Source organism: Variovorax sp. YR752 (assembly GCF_943372545.1).
Window position 1 is genome coordinate 16,910 of record NZ_CALRZC010000018.1, and the last position, 14,510, is coordinate 31,419.

Below are 14,510 nucleotides of genomic sequence, written 5' to 3' on the forward strand. Positions count from 1 at the left end.
CGGTTCTTTCCTTTGCGTCAGCGCTTGAGCTTGGGGTCGAGCGCATCGCGCAACCCGTCGCCCAGCAGGTTGAACGCCAGCACCGCCGCAAGAATCGCAAGGCCCGGGAAGGTGACGACCCACCAGGCGCGCAGCACGAACTCGCGCGCGTCGGCCAGCATCGTTCCCCACTCGGGCGACGGCGGCTGCGCACCAAGCCCGATGAAGCCGAGTGCCGCCGCATCGAGGATGGCGGTCGAGACGCCGAGCGAGGCCTGCACGATCAGCGGCGCCGAGCAGTTGGGCAGCACCTCGCGGAACATCAGGCGCAGCGTGCCGGCGCCGCTCACGCGCGCGGCGGTCACGTAGTCGCGCGAGACCTCGGCGATGACGGTGGCGCGCGTGATGCGCACGTAGTGCGGCAGCACGACGATGGCCACGGCGAGCATCGCGTTGACGAGCCCCGGCCCGAGGATCGCGACGATCACGATGGCCATCAGCAGGCTGGGCATCGTGAGGATGATGTCCATCATCCGCATGATCGTGATCTCGAGCACGCCGCGGAAGAAGCCGGCGACGAGGCCGAGCACCACGCCCACCACCACCGACAGCGCCACCACCGCGACACCGATCGACAGCGACAGCCGCGCGCCGTGCATGAGCCGCGACAGGATGTCACGCCCGATGGCGTCGGTGCCGAGCAGATAGCTCCACGAACCGCCCTCCTGCCAGGCCGGCGGCTTGAGGAAGGCGGCGGCGTTGGTTTCGTTCGGCGCGTGCGGTGCGATCCACGGTGCGAACAGCGCGACGAGCAAGAGCACCACGATGGTGACGAGGCCGATGACCGCACCCCGGTTCGCCGAGAAGGCGGTCCAGAACTCGCGCCAGGGACCGGGAGGCGCCGCGGCCTGCGGGCCGGGGGTGACTGCGTGGGTATTGCTCGTCATCGACTCAGTGCCTGATCCGCGGGTTGATGACGCCGTACGCGATGTCCACCAGCAGGTTGAGCAGCATCACGATGCCGCCCAGCAGCAGCATGCCGCCTTGCAGCACGGGGTAGTCGCGCCGGCCGATGGCTTCGATGAGCCACTTGCCGACACCGGGCCAGGAGAAGATGGTCTCGGTGAGGATCGCGCCGGTGAAGAGCACGCCGATCTGCAGGCCGATCACGGTCACGACCGGGATCAGCGCGTTGCGCAGCGCATGCAGGCCCACCACGCGAAAGCGCGACAGGCCCTTGGCGCGCGCGGTGCGGATGTAGTCCTCGCCCAGCACCTCGAGCATGGCCGAGCGCGTCATGCGCGCGATGACGGCCAGCGGCACGGTGCCCAGCACGATGGCCGGAAGAATGAGGTGGTGCAGCGCCGACCAGAAGGCCTCGGTCTCGCCGGCGCGCAGCGCGTCGATCAGCAAAAAGCCGGTCTGCGGCTCGACGAAGTACTGCACCGAGATGCGGCCCGACACGGGCGTCCAGCCCAGCTGCACCGAGAAGAACAGGATGAGCAGCAGGCCCCACCAGAAGATCGGCATCGAATAGCCGGTGAGCGATGTCGCCATCACGCCGTGGTCGAAGATCGAATTGCGCCGCACCGCCGCGACGATGCCGGCCGGCAGCCCGAGCAGCAACGCGAAAAGAATCGCGCACACGCCGAGTTCGACCGTGGCGGGAAAGAGCGCGAGAAACTCGCTCATCACCGTGTCCTGCGTGATGAGCGACTTACCCAGGTCGCCCTGCAGCACGCGGCCGATGTAGATGCCGTACTGCACGAGCAAGGGCTTGTCCAGGCCCATGGCGGTGCGCAGCTCGGCGTGGCGCGCGGGGTCGATCCCGCGCTCGCCGGCCATGGTCTCGATGGGGTCACCCGGCACCAGCCGGATGAGAAAGAAGGCCAGCAGCGTCATGCCGATGAAGGTCGGCACGAGCAAGCCTAGGCGGACATAGATGAATCTGAGCATCGACCCGCGAATATGCAAGATCGATGCCCCGGCCCCACCCGGGCGGAACCCTTACTACTTCTTGCTATCCCGCAGCTCGCGCCGCAGGATCTTGCCCACCGGGGTCTTGGGCATGTCGGTGCGGAACTCGATCACGCGCGGCTGCTTGTAGCCCGTGAGGTTGGCGCGGCAGTACTCGCGCACCTGCGCTTCGGTGAGCGCCGGGTCCTTCTTGACGATGACGAGCTTCACGGCCTCGCCGGTCTTGTCGTCGGGCACGCCGACGGCGGCACATTCGAGCACGCCGGGCAGCATCGACACCACGTCTTCGATCTCGTTCGGGTACACGTTGAAGCCCGACACCAGAATCATGTCCTTCTTGCGGTCGACCACCTTGAAGTAGCCGCGCTCGTCGACCACGCCGATGTCGCCGCTCTTGAAGTAGCCGTCGGGCGTCATGACCTTGGCGGTTTCGTCGGGGCGCTGCCAGTAGCCGGCCATGACCTGCGGGCCCTTGATGGCGATCTCGCCACGCTCGCCGGTCGGCACTTCGTTGCCGTCGTCGTCGAGCAGCTTGAGCCAGGTGCTCGGCAGCGGCAGGCCGATGGTGCCGGTGTAGGCGGTGCTGTTGGTCGGGTTGCAGGTGGTCGAGGGCGAGGTTTCCGAGAGGCCGTAGCCTTCGCAGATCGGGCAGCCGGTTTTTTCGAGCCAGAGCTTGGCCACCGCGGCCTGCACCGCCATGCCGCCGCCGACCGAGACCTTCAGGTTCTTCCAGTTGACGGTGTTGAAGTCGGGGTGGTTCGCCAGCCCGTTGAACAGCGTGTTGACGGCCGGGAAGCTGTGGATGGTGTGCTTCGACAGTTCCTTCAGCACGCCAGGGATGTCGCGCGGGTTCGGGATCAGGATCAGCTTGCCGCCCGTGCGCATGTTCAGCATCATGCCGACCGTGAACGCGAAGATGTGATACAGCGGCAGCGCGCACACGCTGGTGGGCTGCTCGTTGGCCGGCACCTTGGCCATGACGGGCTCGTTCCAGGCCTCGGACTGCAGCACGTTGGCGATCACGTTGCGATGCAGCAGCACCGCACCCTTCGACACGCCGGTGGTGCCGCCGGTGTACTGCAGCACGGCCACGTCGTCGGGGCCGATGGCCACGGGCTTGAGCTTGCCGCTCGCGCCCTTGTCGAGCGCGTCGTTGAAGCGCACCGCGCCGGGCAGGCTGAAGTGCGGCACCAGCTTCTTGACGTTGCGCACCACGTAGTTGACGAGCGCGCCCTTCAGGAAGCCGAGCCGGTCGCCCATGGAGGCCAGCACGATGTGCTTGATCGGCGTGGCCGCGATGCATTGCTGCAGCGTGGTGCCGAAGTTCTCCATGATGATGATCGCCTTGGCGCCCGAGTCCTTGAGTTGGTGCTCGAGTTCGCGCGGCGTGTACAGCGGGTTCACGTTCACCAGGATCAGGCCGGCGCGCAGGATGGCCGCGACTGCAATCGGGTACTGCGGGCAGTTGGGCATCATCGCGGCGACGCGGTCGCCCTTCACGAGGCCCAGGCCCTGCAGGTACACGGCGAAGGACTTGCTCTGCTTGTCGGTCTCCGCGTAGCTGACGTCCTTGCCCATGAAGCTGTAGGCCGTGCGGTCGGCGTACTTGGTGAAGCTCTCTTCCATGAGCGCCACCAGCGACGGGTAGTGCGACGCGTCGATGTCGGCGGGCACGCCTTGCGGGTAGCTGCTGAGCCAGGGGCGTTCGGTCATGGATGTGTCTCCTCGGAGTCGGATGAGTTTTTTAAAACGAAAACGGCGCACGTGAGGCGCCGCGATGATCGGGCCCGCATCGCGGGCGCGGACCTTCGGCCTATTCGATGGCCTTGCCCATATCTTCCACTACTTTTTTCGCATCGCCAAAGACCATCATGGTCTTGTCCATGTAGAAGAGTTCGTTGTCCAGGCCCGCGTAACCCGCCGCCATGGAGCGCTTGTTCACGATGACGGTCTTGGCCTTGTAGGCTTCCAGAATGGGCATGCCGTAGATCGGGCTGCCCTTGGTGAGCGCGGCCGGGTTCACCACGTCGTTGGCGCCCAGGATGATCGCCACGTCGGCCTGCGCGAACTCGCCATTGATGTCCTCCATCTCGAACACCTGGTCGTAGGGCACCTCGGCCTCGGCCAGCAGCACGTTCATGTGGCCCGGCATGCGGCCAGCCACGGGGTGGATGGCGTACTTCACCTTGATGCCCTTGTGCGTGAGCTTCTCGGCCAGTTCGTTCACGGCGTGCTGGGCGCGCGCCACCGCCAGACCGTAGCCCGGAACGATGATCACCGTCTCGGCGTTGGACAGCATGTAGGCCGCGTCATCCGCGCTGCCGCTCTTGACCGGGCGCTGCTCCTTGTCGCCGCTGGTGGCCGTGGTCGCCTCGCCGCCGAAGCCGCCCAGGATCACGTTGAAGAACGAGCGGTTCATGGCCTTGCACATGATGTAGCTCAGGATCGCACCCGACGAGCCCACCAGCGAACCGGCCACGATCAGCATCGCGTTGTTCAGGCTGAAGCCGATGCCGGCCGCCGCCCAGCCCGAGTAGCTGTTGAGCATCGACACCACCACCGGCATGTCGGCGCCGCCGATCGGGATGATGATGAGCACACCCATCACGAAGGCCAGCGCCAGCATCGCGAAGAACGCCGGCCAGCTTTCGGTGGCCACGAACACCAGGCCCAGTGCGACGGTCGCCAGGCCCAGCACCAGGTTCAGCATGTGCTGGCCCTTGAACTGCACCGGCGCGCCCTGGAACAGGCGGAACTTGTACTTGCCCGACAGCTTGCCGAAGGCGATGACCGAGCCGCTGAAGGTGACGGCGCCGATGGCCGCACCCAGGAACAGCTCGAGCCGGTTGCCGTAAGGAATGCCGTGGCGCACGAAGCCCTCGAAGAGCACGGCACCGTCGGGTGTGCGCGCACCGATGACGGCCGCCACGGGCGCGGCGGTGATGCCGAAGGCCCAGGGCTCGGCCACCGCGGCCACGCCGATGAACACCGCGGCCAGGCCGATCATGCTGTGCATGAAGGCGACCAGTTCGGGCATCTTGGTCATCTCGACCTTGTTGGCCATGAAAGCGCCCAGGCCGCCACCGACCACGACGGCGGCCAGCACCCAGGCGATGCCGGTGGTGAAGTCGACGTTGAGCGCGCGCGCCTGCCCGTGGACCAGCGCGATGGTGGTCAGCACGGCGATCGCCATGCCGGTCATGCCGAAGACGTTGCCGCGGATCGAGGTGGTGGGATGCGAGAGGCCCTTCAGGGCCTGGATGAAGCAGACGCTGGCAACGAGGTACAGCAGCGTGACGAGGTTCATGCTCACTTGGCCACTCCTTGTGCTGCCTCTGCGGCCTTCGGGGCGGCCTTCTTGTCTTTCTTCTTGAACATCTCGAGCATCCGGCGCGTGACCAGGAAGCCGCCGAAGACGTTCACCGCGGCCAGCGCCACGGCGAGCACGCCCATGGTCTTGCCCAGCGGGGTGGTGGTGAGCGCGGCGGCCAGCATGGCGCCCACGATCACGATGGCCGAGATGGCATTGGTCACGGCCATCAGCGGCGTGTGCAGCGCGGGCGTGACGGTCCAGACCACGTGGTAGCCGACATAGATGGCCAGCACGAAGATGGTCAGGTTGATGACGGTGTGCGAAACGATTTCCATGGTGTTTTCCTCTCCTCGTTCGGTCTCGGTCTCTTGTCCAGGGCTCTGTCAGAGCTTCTTGACTTCGTTGATGCGGTTGGCATCGCCAAGCAGCACCACCTTGGGCTTGTAGTCCGCGGCTTCGGCCTCGGTCATGGGGGCGTAGGTGCAGATGATGAGCAGGTCGCCCACATGCGCCTTGCGCGCCGCCGCGCCGTTGAGCGAGATGGCGCCCGATCCGCGCGCCGCCTTGATGATGTAAGTCGAGAAGCGCTCGCCGTTGTTGACGTTGTACAGCTCGATCTTTTCGTACTCGCGCATGTCGGCCGCGTCGAGCAGGTCTTCGTCGATGCCGCACGAGCCTTCGTAGTGCAGGTCGGCTTCGGTCACGGTGGCGCGATGCAGCTTCGCGCGAAGCATGGTGCGATTCATGGAGGGCAGCCTGCTCTTCTTACTTGCGCGTGACCTGGCCGTCTTGCGTGACGCGGCAGGCGGCGACGATGTCGTCCTCGAGGTCGATCTGGAGCGCGCCTTCCTTCGTGACGACGAGCTTCAGGAAGTCGAGCACGTTGCGCGCATAGAGCGCCGACGCGTCGGCCGCCACCAGCGCCGCGAGGTTGGTTTCGCCGACGATGGTCACGCCATGCTTGACCACAGTCTTGTCGGCTTCCGACAGCGGGCAGTTGCCGCCGACACCGTCGGGGCCCTTGCCGGCCGCGATGTCGACGATGACCGAGCCCGGCTTCATCGACTTGACCATGTCTTCGGTGATGAGGGTGGGCGCGGCACGGCCGGGAATGAGCGCGGTGCTGATGACCACGTCGGCCAGCGCGACGCGCTTGGCGACCTCGATCTGCTGGCGCGCGAGCCAGCTCGCGGGCATCGGCTTGGCGTAGCCGCCGACACCGACCGCGGCCTCTTTCTCTTCATCCGTGTCGTAGGACACCTCGATGAACTTGCCGCCCAGCGACTCGATCTGTTCCTTGACGCTCGGACGCACGTCCGACGCCTCGATGACGGCGCCCAGGCGCTTGGCCGTGGCAATCGCCTGCAGGCCGGCCACGCCGACGCCCAGGATGACGACGCGCGCGGCCTTCACGGTGCCGGCGGCGGTCATGAGCATGGGGAAGAAGCGCTGGTACTTGTCGGCCGCGATCATCACGGCCTTGTAGCCCGCGATGTTGGCCTGCGAGCTGAGCACGTCCATGCTCTGGGCACGGGTGGTGCGCGGCGCGGCTTCGAGGGCGAAGCCGGTGACGCCCGCGGCAGCCAGGCGTTGCAGGCCGGCCGCGTCGAAGGGATTGAGCATGCCGATGACGACCGCACCGGCTTTCAGCTGCGCCGCTTCGGCGTCGCTGGGCGTGCGCACCTTGAGCACCATGTCGGCGGAGAACGCCCCGGCCTGATCTGTGATTTCCGCGCCAGCGGTCTGGTAGGCCGCATCGGTGACGCTGGCTGCAACGCCGGCTCCCGACTGAACACGAACGATGTGCCCGGAAGCGACCAGTTTCTTCACCGTTTCAGGTGTCACGGCCACTCGGGTTTCGCCAGCCGCTGTCTCGGCAGGCACGCCTATCAACATAGAGATCTCCTCAGGGGGAAGGGGCAGCACGGATTGCGGGCAGAGCTTACAGCAAGATTACAAGCGTTCACTGTCGCCAAGATGCTGCATGCACATTGCCTGTCAATGCCCGCCCACATTGAATTCATAGCTACTCAATTGATAGCAAATTGAGGATCGATGCGATTCTGGGCGCCCACCGCCCGCATGGGTTGAAACCCGTAGGCCGCGCGATCCGGCGGAATTCCAAGAATGCAATCAATTGAGATCAATTGACTTCAATTAACGATTGGATCACATAGATCAAATCAATTTGAGTGAATTAGTGGCAATTGACACTCCAAACCCAAGACGCAGATAGATACACTTCGATTCATATTGCCGACACATACACAGATCGGCTCAGGGCGGAAAAGGGAATGGAATGCGAATTGCAGTACTCGACACTGAGCCGGACCAGCTTCAGTTGATCAACCAAACCATGGCGAGCCTCGGCCACGAGTGCCACACCTATCCTGGTGGCAAGGCGCTGCTCCATGCGATGCGCCGCGAGACCTTCGACATGCTGGTGCTCGACTGGCGCCTGCCCGACATGAAGGGCCCCGACGTCGTGCGGACGATCCGCCAGGACTACAAGAGCCGGATGCCCATCCTGTTCGTGACCGAGTGCCACGACGACACCGACCTGGTCGAGGGCCTCAATGTCGGTGCCGACGATTTCATGGCCAAGCCGCTGCGCGCGACCGAGCTGCAGGCCCGCATCAACGCGCTGCTGCGCCGCTCCTACCCCGCGCGGCACGAGCCCGAACTGGTGTTCGGCCCGTACCACTTCTTTCCGCCGTCGCGCACCATCCGGGTCCACGGTGCGCTGGTCGAGCTGAAAAACCGCGAATACGAACTCGCGCTCTTCCTGTTCCAGAACCTCGGGCGCCTGCTCTCGCGCGAGCACCTGCACGAGGCGGTCTGGGGTCTGGGCGTCGAAGCCCTGTCGCGCTCGCTCGACACCCATGTGTCGCGCCTGCGCACCAAGCTCGAGCTGCGCCCCGCGAACGGTTTCCTGTTGCTGGCGGTCTACGGCCTCGGCTACCGGCTCGAAACCATCGAAGTCGACACGCAGGCGGTCACGACCCTGCGCTGAAGCGCTCCGGGCCGCGGCGCCTGTCGTGCTGCGATCAGCCGATAGCCGATAGACTCGCGCCCACGATGCCCACACGCTGGAAACCCAATGTCACCGTGGCCGCGGTGATCGAGCAAGACGGCCGCTTCCTGCTCGTCGAAGAGCAGACCGACGACGGCCTGAAGCTCAACAACCCCGCCGGCCACCTCGACCCCGGCGAGTCGCCCGAGGACGGCTGCATCCGCGAGACGCTCGAGGAAACAGCCCACGCCTTCACGCCGACCGCGCTGCTCGGCGTCTACATGGCGCGCTCGGCCGAGCAGCCCGACGTGACCTACATGCGCTTCGCCTTCACCGGCGAACTGGGCGCACGTGAGGAAGGTCGCGCGCTTGACGAAGGCATCGTGCGCACGCTGTGGATGACCGTGGACGAAATCCGCGCCAGCGTGGCGCGCCATCGCAGCCCGCTGCTGCTGCGCTGCATCGAGGACTACCTCGCCGGCAAGCGCCACCCGCTGTCGCTGATCCACACCGAAGACGGCGTGCGACAGCCGCGCTGATCAGCTGCCGCAAGGCTCAGACGATGACGCCGCCCCCGAGGCAGCGCTCGCCGTCGTACAGTACGGCCGACTGCCCCGGCGTGACCGCCCATTGCGGCGCACCGAAGCGCAGGCTGAACGCACCATTGGCGCCATCGCCCAACTCGCAGGCTGCATCGGCCTGCCGGTAGCGCGCCTTCGAACCGTAGGTGCCCGCAGCGGGTGCTTCACCCGCCACCCAGCTCGCGTCGTCCGCCTTCAGTTCGGTCGACAGCAGCCACGGATGGTCGTGGCCCTGCACCACCCACAGCGTGTTCTTCTCGACGTCCTTGCGCGCGACGAACCAGGGCGAATGGTCGCCCGCGCCGCGCTGTGCGCCCTTCTCCTTCACGCCGCCGATGCCCAGGCCCTGGCGCTGGCCCAGCGTGTAGAAGCTCAGGCCCTGGTGCTCGCCGAGCTTGCGGCCGCGGTCGTCCTTGATCGGGCCCGGCTCTTTCGAGATGTAGCGGTTCAGGAAGTCGCGGAACGGCCGCTCGCCGATGAAGCAGATGCCGGTCGAGTCCTTCTTCTTCGCATTGGGCAGGCCGATTTCTTCGGCGATGCGGCGCACCTCGGTCTTGTGCAGCTCGCCGACCGGGAACAGCGTCTTCGACAGCTGCGCCTGGTTCAGCCGGTGCAGGAAATAGCTCTGGTCCTTCGAGTTGTCGAGCCCCTTGAGCAACTCGTGCCGGCCCGTGGCCTCGTTCAGGCGCACACGGGCGTAGTGGCCGGTGGCGATCTTCTCGGCGCCCAGCCGCATGGCGTGGTCGAGAAAGGCCTTGAACTTGATCTCGGCGTTGCACAGCACGTCGGGGTTGGGCGTGCGACCGGCCTTGTACTCGCGCAGGAACTCGGCGAACACGCGGTCCTTGTAGTCGGCGGCAAAGTTGACGTGCTCGATCTCGATGCCCAGCACGTCGGCCACGCTGGCGGCGTCGATGAAGTCGATGTTCGACGAGCAGTACTCGCTGTCGTCGTCGTCTTCCCAGTTCTTCATGAAGATGCCGACCACCTCGTGCCCCTGCTGCTTGAGCAGGTGCGCGGTGACCGCGGAGTCCACCCCGCCGCTCAGCCCGACCACGATCCGTTGTTTTGCCATAAGCCCGCCATTGTCCCAGCCCGGCGACAGGGGCATCCGGCGTGTGGGAAATCGGGAAAACCCGTGTCGCCGGCTTGTCAGCCCGCACTCCACGATGCGAAAGGCCGGCGCTACAGTGACCCGAAACACCGCGGAGACACAACGCATGGCGACCCCTTCCCTCTCTGACAACCCCACCCCCTGGACGCGCAACTACCCGCTCGGCATGCGCTGGGACGCCGAGCTGCCCGTCAAGCCGGTGCAGCAGATGCTCGATGAAGCGGTCGCCCGCTGGCCCGACCACTCGGCCGTCGAGTTCATGGGCCAGTCGCTCAGCTACCGCCAGCTCGGCGACGCGGTGGACCGCGCCGCCAAGGGTCTGCAGGACCTGGGCGTGAAGCCGGGCGTGCACGTCGGCCTGTACCTGCCGAACACGCCGCACTACCCCATCGCCTTCTTCGCCGTGCTGAAAGCCGGCGGCACGGTGGTGAACTATTCGCCGCTCGACGCCGAACGCGTGCTGGCCCACAAGATCGAGGACAGCCGCACCGACATCCTCGTCACGCTCGACCTCGTGAACCTGTACCCGCTGATGGCGCGTCTGCTCGACAGCTCGCGCCTGAAGACGCTGGTGGTCGGCAGCCTCGGCGACTACGGTGCGGCGGGCGACAAGGTGCAGGCCCAGTTGCAGGCCGCGGGCCAGATCGCGCCCGTGCCGGTGGACGCGCGCCATGTGCGCTTCACCGACCTGCTCCAGAGCGAAGGCACGCATCAGGTCTACCCGCTCGGCGACCTCGCCGAAGAGATCGTCGTGCTGCAGTACACCGGCGGCACCACCGGCCTGCCCAAGGGCGCGATGCTCACGCACGCCAACCTCACGTCGGCCTCGGCGCAGTACTACGAATCGACGCGCGGCGAGCCGCCGATCCTGGCCGAGGGCGGCGAGCGCTTCTTGGTCGTGCTGCCGCTGTTCCACATCTTTGCGCTCAGCGCCGCGATGCTGCTGGGCGTGCGCCTGGGTGCGGCGCTGGTGCTGCACACGCGCTTCGATGTCGACGCGGTGATGAACGAACTCGCGGCCAGCAAGATCAGCGTCTTCCCCGGCGTGCCGACCATGTACACCGCCATCCTTTCGCACCCCAAGGCCAAGGAGATGGACCTGCGCTCGCTGAAGTTCTGCGGCTCGGGCGGCGCGCCGCTGCCGGTGGAAGTGGAACAACGCTTCTTCGAACTCACCGGCTGCCACCTCAACGAAGGCTGGGGCATGACCGAGACCTCGCCCGTGGGCACCTTCACGCCCGCGCGCGGCGTGCGCAAGGCCGGCTCGTGCGGCATGCCGCTGCCGCGCGTGCGCATCAAGCTCGTGAGCCTGGACGATCCGACGAAAGACGTGACCGCGTTCGGCGAGCCCGGCGAGCTGTGCGTGCAAGGGCCGAACGTCATGAAGGGCTACTGGAACAACCCGAAGGCCACCGCCGAATCGATGACGGCCGACGGCTACTTCCGCAGCGGCGACGTCGCGAAGATGGACGCCGACGGCTACCTCTACATCGTCGACCGCACCAAGGACATGCTGCTGTGCGGTGGCTACAACGTGTACCCGCGCGTGCTCGAAGAGGCGGTGTACGAACACCCGTCGGTGGCCGAGGTCTGCGTGATCGGCGTGCCCGACGAGTACCGCGGGCAGTCGCCGAAAGCCTTCGTGAAACTGAAGGACGGCGCGGACGAGCTCACGCTCGACACGCTCAAGTCGTTCCTGAAGAATCGCCTGGGCAAGCACGAGATGATCGGCGCGCTCGAAATTCGCGCCGAGCTGCCCAAGACCGCCGTGGGCAAGCTCTCGAAGAAGGGCCTCGTGGACGAGGAAGCCCGCAAACGGGCCTAGGACGGGTCTTTACTTCTTCTGGCCGAACGCCCCGGCCAGCAGCTCGTACGAGCGCAGCCGGGCGGCGTGGTCGAACACCTGCGAGGTGATCATGAGTTCGTCGGCGCCGGTGCGCGCCACGAACGCTTCCACGCCCTGCTTCACGGTCTCGACCGAGCCCACCGCCGAGCACGACAGCACCGAATCGAGCAGCGCGTTCTCGGCCGGACCGACCTTCTGGCGGTAGTTCTCCACCGGCGGCGGCAGCTGGCCGGGACGGCCGCTGCGCAGGTTCACGAAGGCCTGCTGCCACGAGGTGGCGCGGAACTCGGCTTCGGCATCGGTGTCGGCCGCGAACACGTTGAAGCCCAGCATCACGTACGGCTTGCTCAGCTGCGCCGAGGGCTTGAAGGTCTCGCGGTAGATCTGGATGGCCTGCATGATCTGCTGCGGCGCGAAGTGCGAGGCAAAGGCGTAGGGCAGGCCCAGGTGCGCCGCGAGCTGTGCGCCGAAAGTGCTCGAGCCCAAGATCCACACCGGCACTTCGAGCCCCGCGCCGGGCACGGCACGCACGGCCTGCTGCGGGCTCTTCGACATGAAGTCCATGAGCTCCATCACGTCCTGCGGGAACTGGTCGGCGTCCGACTCCAGGTTGCGTCGCAGCGCGCGCGCGGTGCGCTGGTCGGAGCCGGGCGCGCGGCCCAGGCCGAGGTCGACGCGCCCCGGGTACAGCGACTCCAGCGTGCCGAACTGCTCGGCGATCACCAGCGGCGAGTGGTTGGGCAGCATCACGCCGCCGGCGCCGATGCGGATGGTGGAGGTGCCCGCGCCCACATACGACAGCAGCACGGCCGTGGCCGCGCTCGCGATGCCCGGCATGCCGTGGTGCTCGGCCAGCCAGTAGCGCGTGTAGCCCAGCGCCTCGCCGTGCTGCGCCAGCGACAGCGAGTTGCGGAACGACTGCGCGGCATCGCTGCCTTCGGTGATCGGGGAAAGGTCGAGGATCGAGAGCGGAATCATGGCGCGATCATGGCGCGAACCGCCCCATGCCGTCACGCACGGGGCTATTCGGTTTGGTATAGCGTCGCGACGCTCGCGAAATCGCGACCGTGCTGCGTCACGTGGACCTGAAACGGCACGCTCTCGCCGGGCGCAATGGCCGGCAGGTTCTCGATCAGCTTGAAGCCGGTCAGCTGGTCGTTGCGGTCGCGCAGGCTGACCCACAGTCGCACCTTGGCCGCAATGGCCGTGCCGGGGTTCGTCACCGTGCCCGTGACCTCGACGCTCTTGTAAGTGAAGCGCTGGCTGAAGTTGAGCAGCACGCTGCCCGTGCCGGCCTTGGTGCCCGTCACCTGCACTTCCAGCGGCTTGCGCGGGCCGGGCAATGCGGCGCGGCGCATCGGCTTCCACTCGACGCGGGTCTGCGTGATGCGGTCCACGGCCCTCGGCTCGAACAGGATCGGAAAGCGCTCGCCCGGGTACAGGTAAGCCAGCTCATCGAGTCGCGTGGTGCCGTCGGCCGTGCTGCCGCCGAAGCGCGCGATCACGGCGCCGGGCGTGATCGCCACGGCGTCGGTGCTGCGGTTCACCAGCTCGGTCATGAAGAGCGGCCGCTGGATCGTGCTGCGTCCCGCCACCAGCGGCAGCAGTTCGAGTTGCCGCGGGTCGAAGCGCTCGCTGTCCTCGGCCAGCAGGTCTTCGGTGCTCAGCCGCAGGTCGGGATGGAAGACCTCCGGCGCGCCGGTCGTGCGGATCACGCGGTCGGCACTCAAAACCGCCGTGCGCGAGCCCGAGGGCATGACCGTGTGGTAACCGATGCGGTAGTCCCACGCCGCGATGGCGGTGCCGCGGCCGAAGCGGCTGAGGTCGACATCGATCGCGGCGCGCCCGCCCGGCTCCAGCGTGGACCCGGGCGCGTGGCCGCGGCCGACGCCGATCACCTGGCCCGCGTCGTCGTACAGCGTGACGAGCGCCTCGATGCTGCCGAACGCCGGCGCCCCGGGCGCACCCGCATGCACGATGCGCCCAGCCAGGCGCACGCGCTCGCCCTGCTGCACCAGCCGCAGGCGCGAGAACGCGAGACGCGGCCCTTCGGCGGCGCTGCGGGGTTCGGACAGCTTCTCGACCGTCACGTCCTGCCGCGTGACGTTCTTGCCCGACGGCAAATCGACCAGCACGGACGCGGACTCGCCGGGCATCAGCACGTCGATCGGCAGCGATTCGCTGCGCTCGCTCAGCCGCGTGTCGCCGTCGTGGAACACGACCTTCAGGCTGGGGCGTTCGAGCGGCCGGCCGGTTTCGTTGCGCGCCAGCACCAGCAGCTTCGGCCGCTCGCCGACCAGCACCTGGCGCGGCTCGGAGAGCTTCAGGCCATCCGTGGCGATGGTGCGATCGACGATCGCGCGCGACACCGAGGGCGCCTCGCTGCGCTTGCCCGGACCGAACAGCAGCATCGCGACCTGGACGGCCAGCGCCACGCCAACGAAGCCGATCACGACGAAACCGACCGTGCGCAGCATCTGCTTCTGGCGCAGCGCCTGTTCGGCCGCGATCTGCTGGCCGGCGTGATGCTTGACCTGCTGCAACACGCGCTCGAGGCGGTCGGACACGTCGTCTTCCACCAGCGACATCGAGCCGCAGTGCGAACAGGTGTATTCGTTCAGGCCGGTGCGGCGCAGCGTGCTGCTGCCGCACTCGCCGCATTTGAGGGTCTGCAGGTCGATGCTCAT

The 14,510-nt window shown here is 66.8% G+C and carries 13 protein-coding genes; 3 read left to right on the forward strand and 10 right to left on the reverse strand.

Annotation, left to right across the window (positions count from 1 at the left end):
* Positions 1 to 17 precede the first annotated feature (17 nt).
* The 7 genes from AAG801_RS06555 to AAG801_RS06585 form a co-directional block, all read right to left on the reverse strand.
* Positions 18 to 926 (reverse strand): ABC transporter permease subunit, encoded by a 909-nt coding sequence (locus AAG801_RS06555; RefSeq protein WP_341887682.1) that lies wholly within the window; start codon positions 924 to 926, stop codon positions 18 to 20.
* A gap of 4 nt (positions 927 to 930) precedes the next feature.
* Entirely contained in the window at positions 931 to 1,935 is a 1,005-nt protein-coding gene (locus AAG801_RS06560) for an ABC transporter permease subunit (protein ID WP_070063398.1), read from the reverse strand.
* A 54-nt stretch (positions 1,936 to 1,989) separates the two neighbouring features.
* On the reverse strand, positions 1,990 to 3,669 hold the full coding sequence (locus AAG801_RS06565; RefSeq protein ID WP_101493361.1) for a long-chain-fatty-acid--CoA ligase: 1,680 nt from the start codon (positions 3,667 to 3,669) through the stop codon (positions 1,990 to 1,992).
* A 100-nt stretch (positions 3,670 to 3,769) separates the two neighbouring features.
* Positions 3,770 to 5,269, reverse strand: a complete 1,500-nt coding sequence (locus AAG801_RS06570) for an NAD(P)(+) transhydrogenase (Re/Si-specific) subunit beta (protein WP_341887683.1) — start codon at positions 5,267 to 5,269, stop codon at positions 3,770 to 3,772.
* Positions 5,266 to 5,604 (reverse strand): NAD(P) transhydrogenase subunit alpha, encoded by a 339-nt coding sequence (locus tag AAG801_RS06575; RefSeq protein ID WP_056584236.1) that lies wholly within the window; start codon positions 5,602 to 5,604, stop codon positions 5,266 to 5,268. The genes AAG801_RS06570 and AAG801_RS06575 overlap by 4 nt, the downstream gene beginning before the upstream one ends.
* A gap of 48 nt (positions 5,605 to 5,652) precedes the next feature.
* Entirely contained in the window at positions 5,653 to 6,015 is a 363-nt protein-coding gene (panD, locus tag AAG801_RS06580; RefSeq protein ID WP_062481508.1) for an aspartate 1-decarboxylase, read from the reverse strand.
* A 19-nt stretch (positions 6,016 to 6,034) separates the two neighbouring features.
* Positions 6,035 to 7,165: a Re/Si-specific NAD(P)(+) transhydrogenase subunit alpha gene (locus AAG801_RS06585; RefSeq protein ID WP_341887684.1), complete on the reverse strand. Its 1,131-nt coding sequence runs from the start codon at positions 7,163 to 7,165 to the stop codon at positions 6,035 to 6,037.
* A 403-nt stretch (positions 7,166 to 7,568) separates the two neighbouring features.
* On the opposite strand from AAG801_RS06585, the gene AAG801_RS06590 reads away from it, so the two are divergent.
* Together AAG801_RS06590 and AAG801_RS06595 are read left to right on the forward strand one after the other, a co-directional pair.
* On the forward strand, positions 7,569 to 8,282 hold the full coding sequence (locus tag AAG801_RS06590) for a response regulator transcription factor (RefSeq protein ID WP_099794704.1): 714 nt from the start codon (positions 7,569 to 7,571) through the stop codon (positions 8,280 to 8,282).
* A gap of 65 nt (positions 8,283 to 8,347) precedes the next feature.
* On the forward strand, positions 8,348 to 8,821 hold the full coding sequence (locus tag AAG801_RS06595; protein WP_341887685.1) for an NUDIX hydrolase: 474 nt from the start codon (positions 8,348 to 8,350) through the stop codon (positions 8,819 to 8,821).
* A 16-nt stretch (positions 8,822 to 8,837) separates the two neighbouring features.
* Here the strand turns inward: AAG801_RS06595 and mnmA are convergent, their stop codons facing one another.
* Positions 8,838 to 9,938, reverse strand: coding sequence for a tRNA 2-thiouridine(34) synthase MnmA (gene mnmA / locus AAG801_RS06600; protein WP_319358841.1), 1,101 nt, complete (start codon positions 9,936 to 9,938; stop codon positions 8,838 to 8,840).
* Positions 9,939 to 10,083: 145 nt separating this feature from the next.
* Here mnmA and AAG801_RS06605 point away from each other — a divergent pair, with 145 nt between their 5' ends.
* Complete coding sequence (locus AAG801_RS06605; protein ID WP_341887686.1) at positions 10,084 to 11,802, forward strand: long-chain fatty acid--CoA ligase; 1,719 nt, start codon at positions 10,084 to 10,086, stop codon at positions 11,800 to 11,802.
* A gap of 9 nt (positions 11,803 to 11,811) precedes the next feature.
* Here the strand turns inward: AAG801_RS06605 and AAG801_RS06610 are convergent, their stop codons facing one another.
* Both AAG801_RS06610 and AAG801_RS06615 read right to left on the reverse strand, forming a co-directional pair.
* Positions 11,812 to 12,801 carry an LLM class flavin-dependent oxidoreductase gene (locus AAG801_RS06610; protein ID WP_341887687.1) on the reverse strand — a complete coding sequence of 330 codons (990 nt, stop codon included), beginning with the start codon at positions 12,799 to 12,801 and terminating at the stop codon, positions 11,812 to 11,814.
* 44 nt (positions 12,802 to 12,845) lie between these two features.
* A complete protein-coding gene (locus AAG801_RS06615; protein ID WP_341887688.1) occupies positions 12,846 to 14,510 on the reverse strand; it encodes an FxLYD domain-containing protein in 1,665 nt (554 codons plus the stop codon).

What these genes read in the sequence shown, in the direction of transcription:
- AAG801_RS06610 (WP_341887687.1), bottom strand. Translation starts at nt 12,801, where the DNA reads ATGATTCCGCTCTCGATCCTCGACCTTTCCCCGATCACCGAAGGCAGC.
- panD (WP_062481508.1), bottom strand. Translation starts at nt 6,015, where the DNA reads ATGAATCGCACCATGCTTCGCGCGAAGCTGCATCGCGCCACCGTGACC.
- AAG801_RS06555 (WP_341887682.1), bottom strand. Translation starts at nt 926, where the DNA reads ATGACGAGCAATACCCACGCAGTCACCCCCGGCCCGCAGGCCGCGGCG.
- AAG801_RS06590 (WP_099794704.1), top strand. Translation starts at nt 7,569, where the DNA reads ATGCGAATTGCAGTACTCGACACTGAGCCGGACCAGCTTCAGTTGATC.
- AAG801_RS06560 (WP_070063398.1), bottom strand. Translation starts at nt 1,935, where the DNA reads ATGCTCAGATTCATCTATGTCCGCCTAGGCTTGCTCGTGCCGACCTTC.
- AAG801_RS06575 (WP_056584236.1), bottom strand. Translation starts at nt 5,604, where the DNA reads ATGGAAATCGTTTCGCACACCGTCATCAACCTGACCATCTTCGTGCTG.
- AAG801_RS06585 (WP_341887684.1), bottom strand. Translation starts at nt 7,165, where the DNA reads ATGTTGATAGGCGTGCCTGCCGAGACAGCGGCTGGCGAAACCCGAGTG.
- AAG801_RS06615 (WP_341887688.1), bottom strand. Translation starts at nt 14,510, where the DNA reads ATGAGCATCGACCTGCAGACCCTCAAATGCGGCGAGTGCGGCAGCAGC.
- AAG801_RS06565 (WP_101493361.1), bottom strand. Translation starts at nt 3,669, where the DNA reads ATGACCGAACGCCCCTGGCTCAGCAGCTACCCGCAAGGCGTGCCCGCC.
- AAG801_RS06595 (WP_341887685.1), top strand. Translation starts at nt 8,348, where the DNA reads ATGCCCACACGCTGGAAACCCAATGTCACCGTGGCCGCGGTGATCGAG.
- mnmA (WP_319358841.1), bottom strand. Translation starts at nt 9,938, where the DNA reads ATGGCAAAACAACGGATCGTGGTCGGGCTGAGCGGCGGGGTGGACTCC.
- AAG801_RS06605 (WP_341887686.1), top strand. Translation starts at nt 10,084, where the DNA reads ATGGCGACCCCTTCCCTCTCTGACAACCCCACCCCCTGGACGCGCAAC.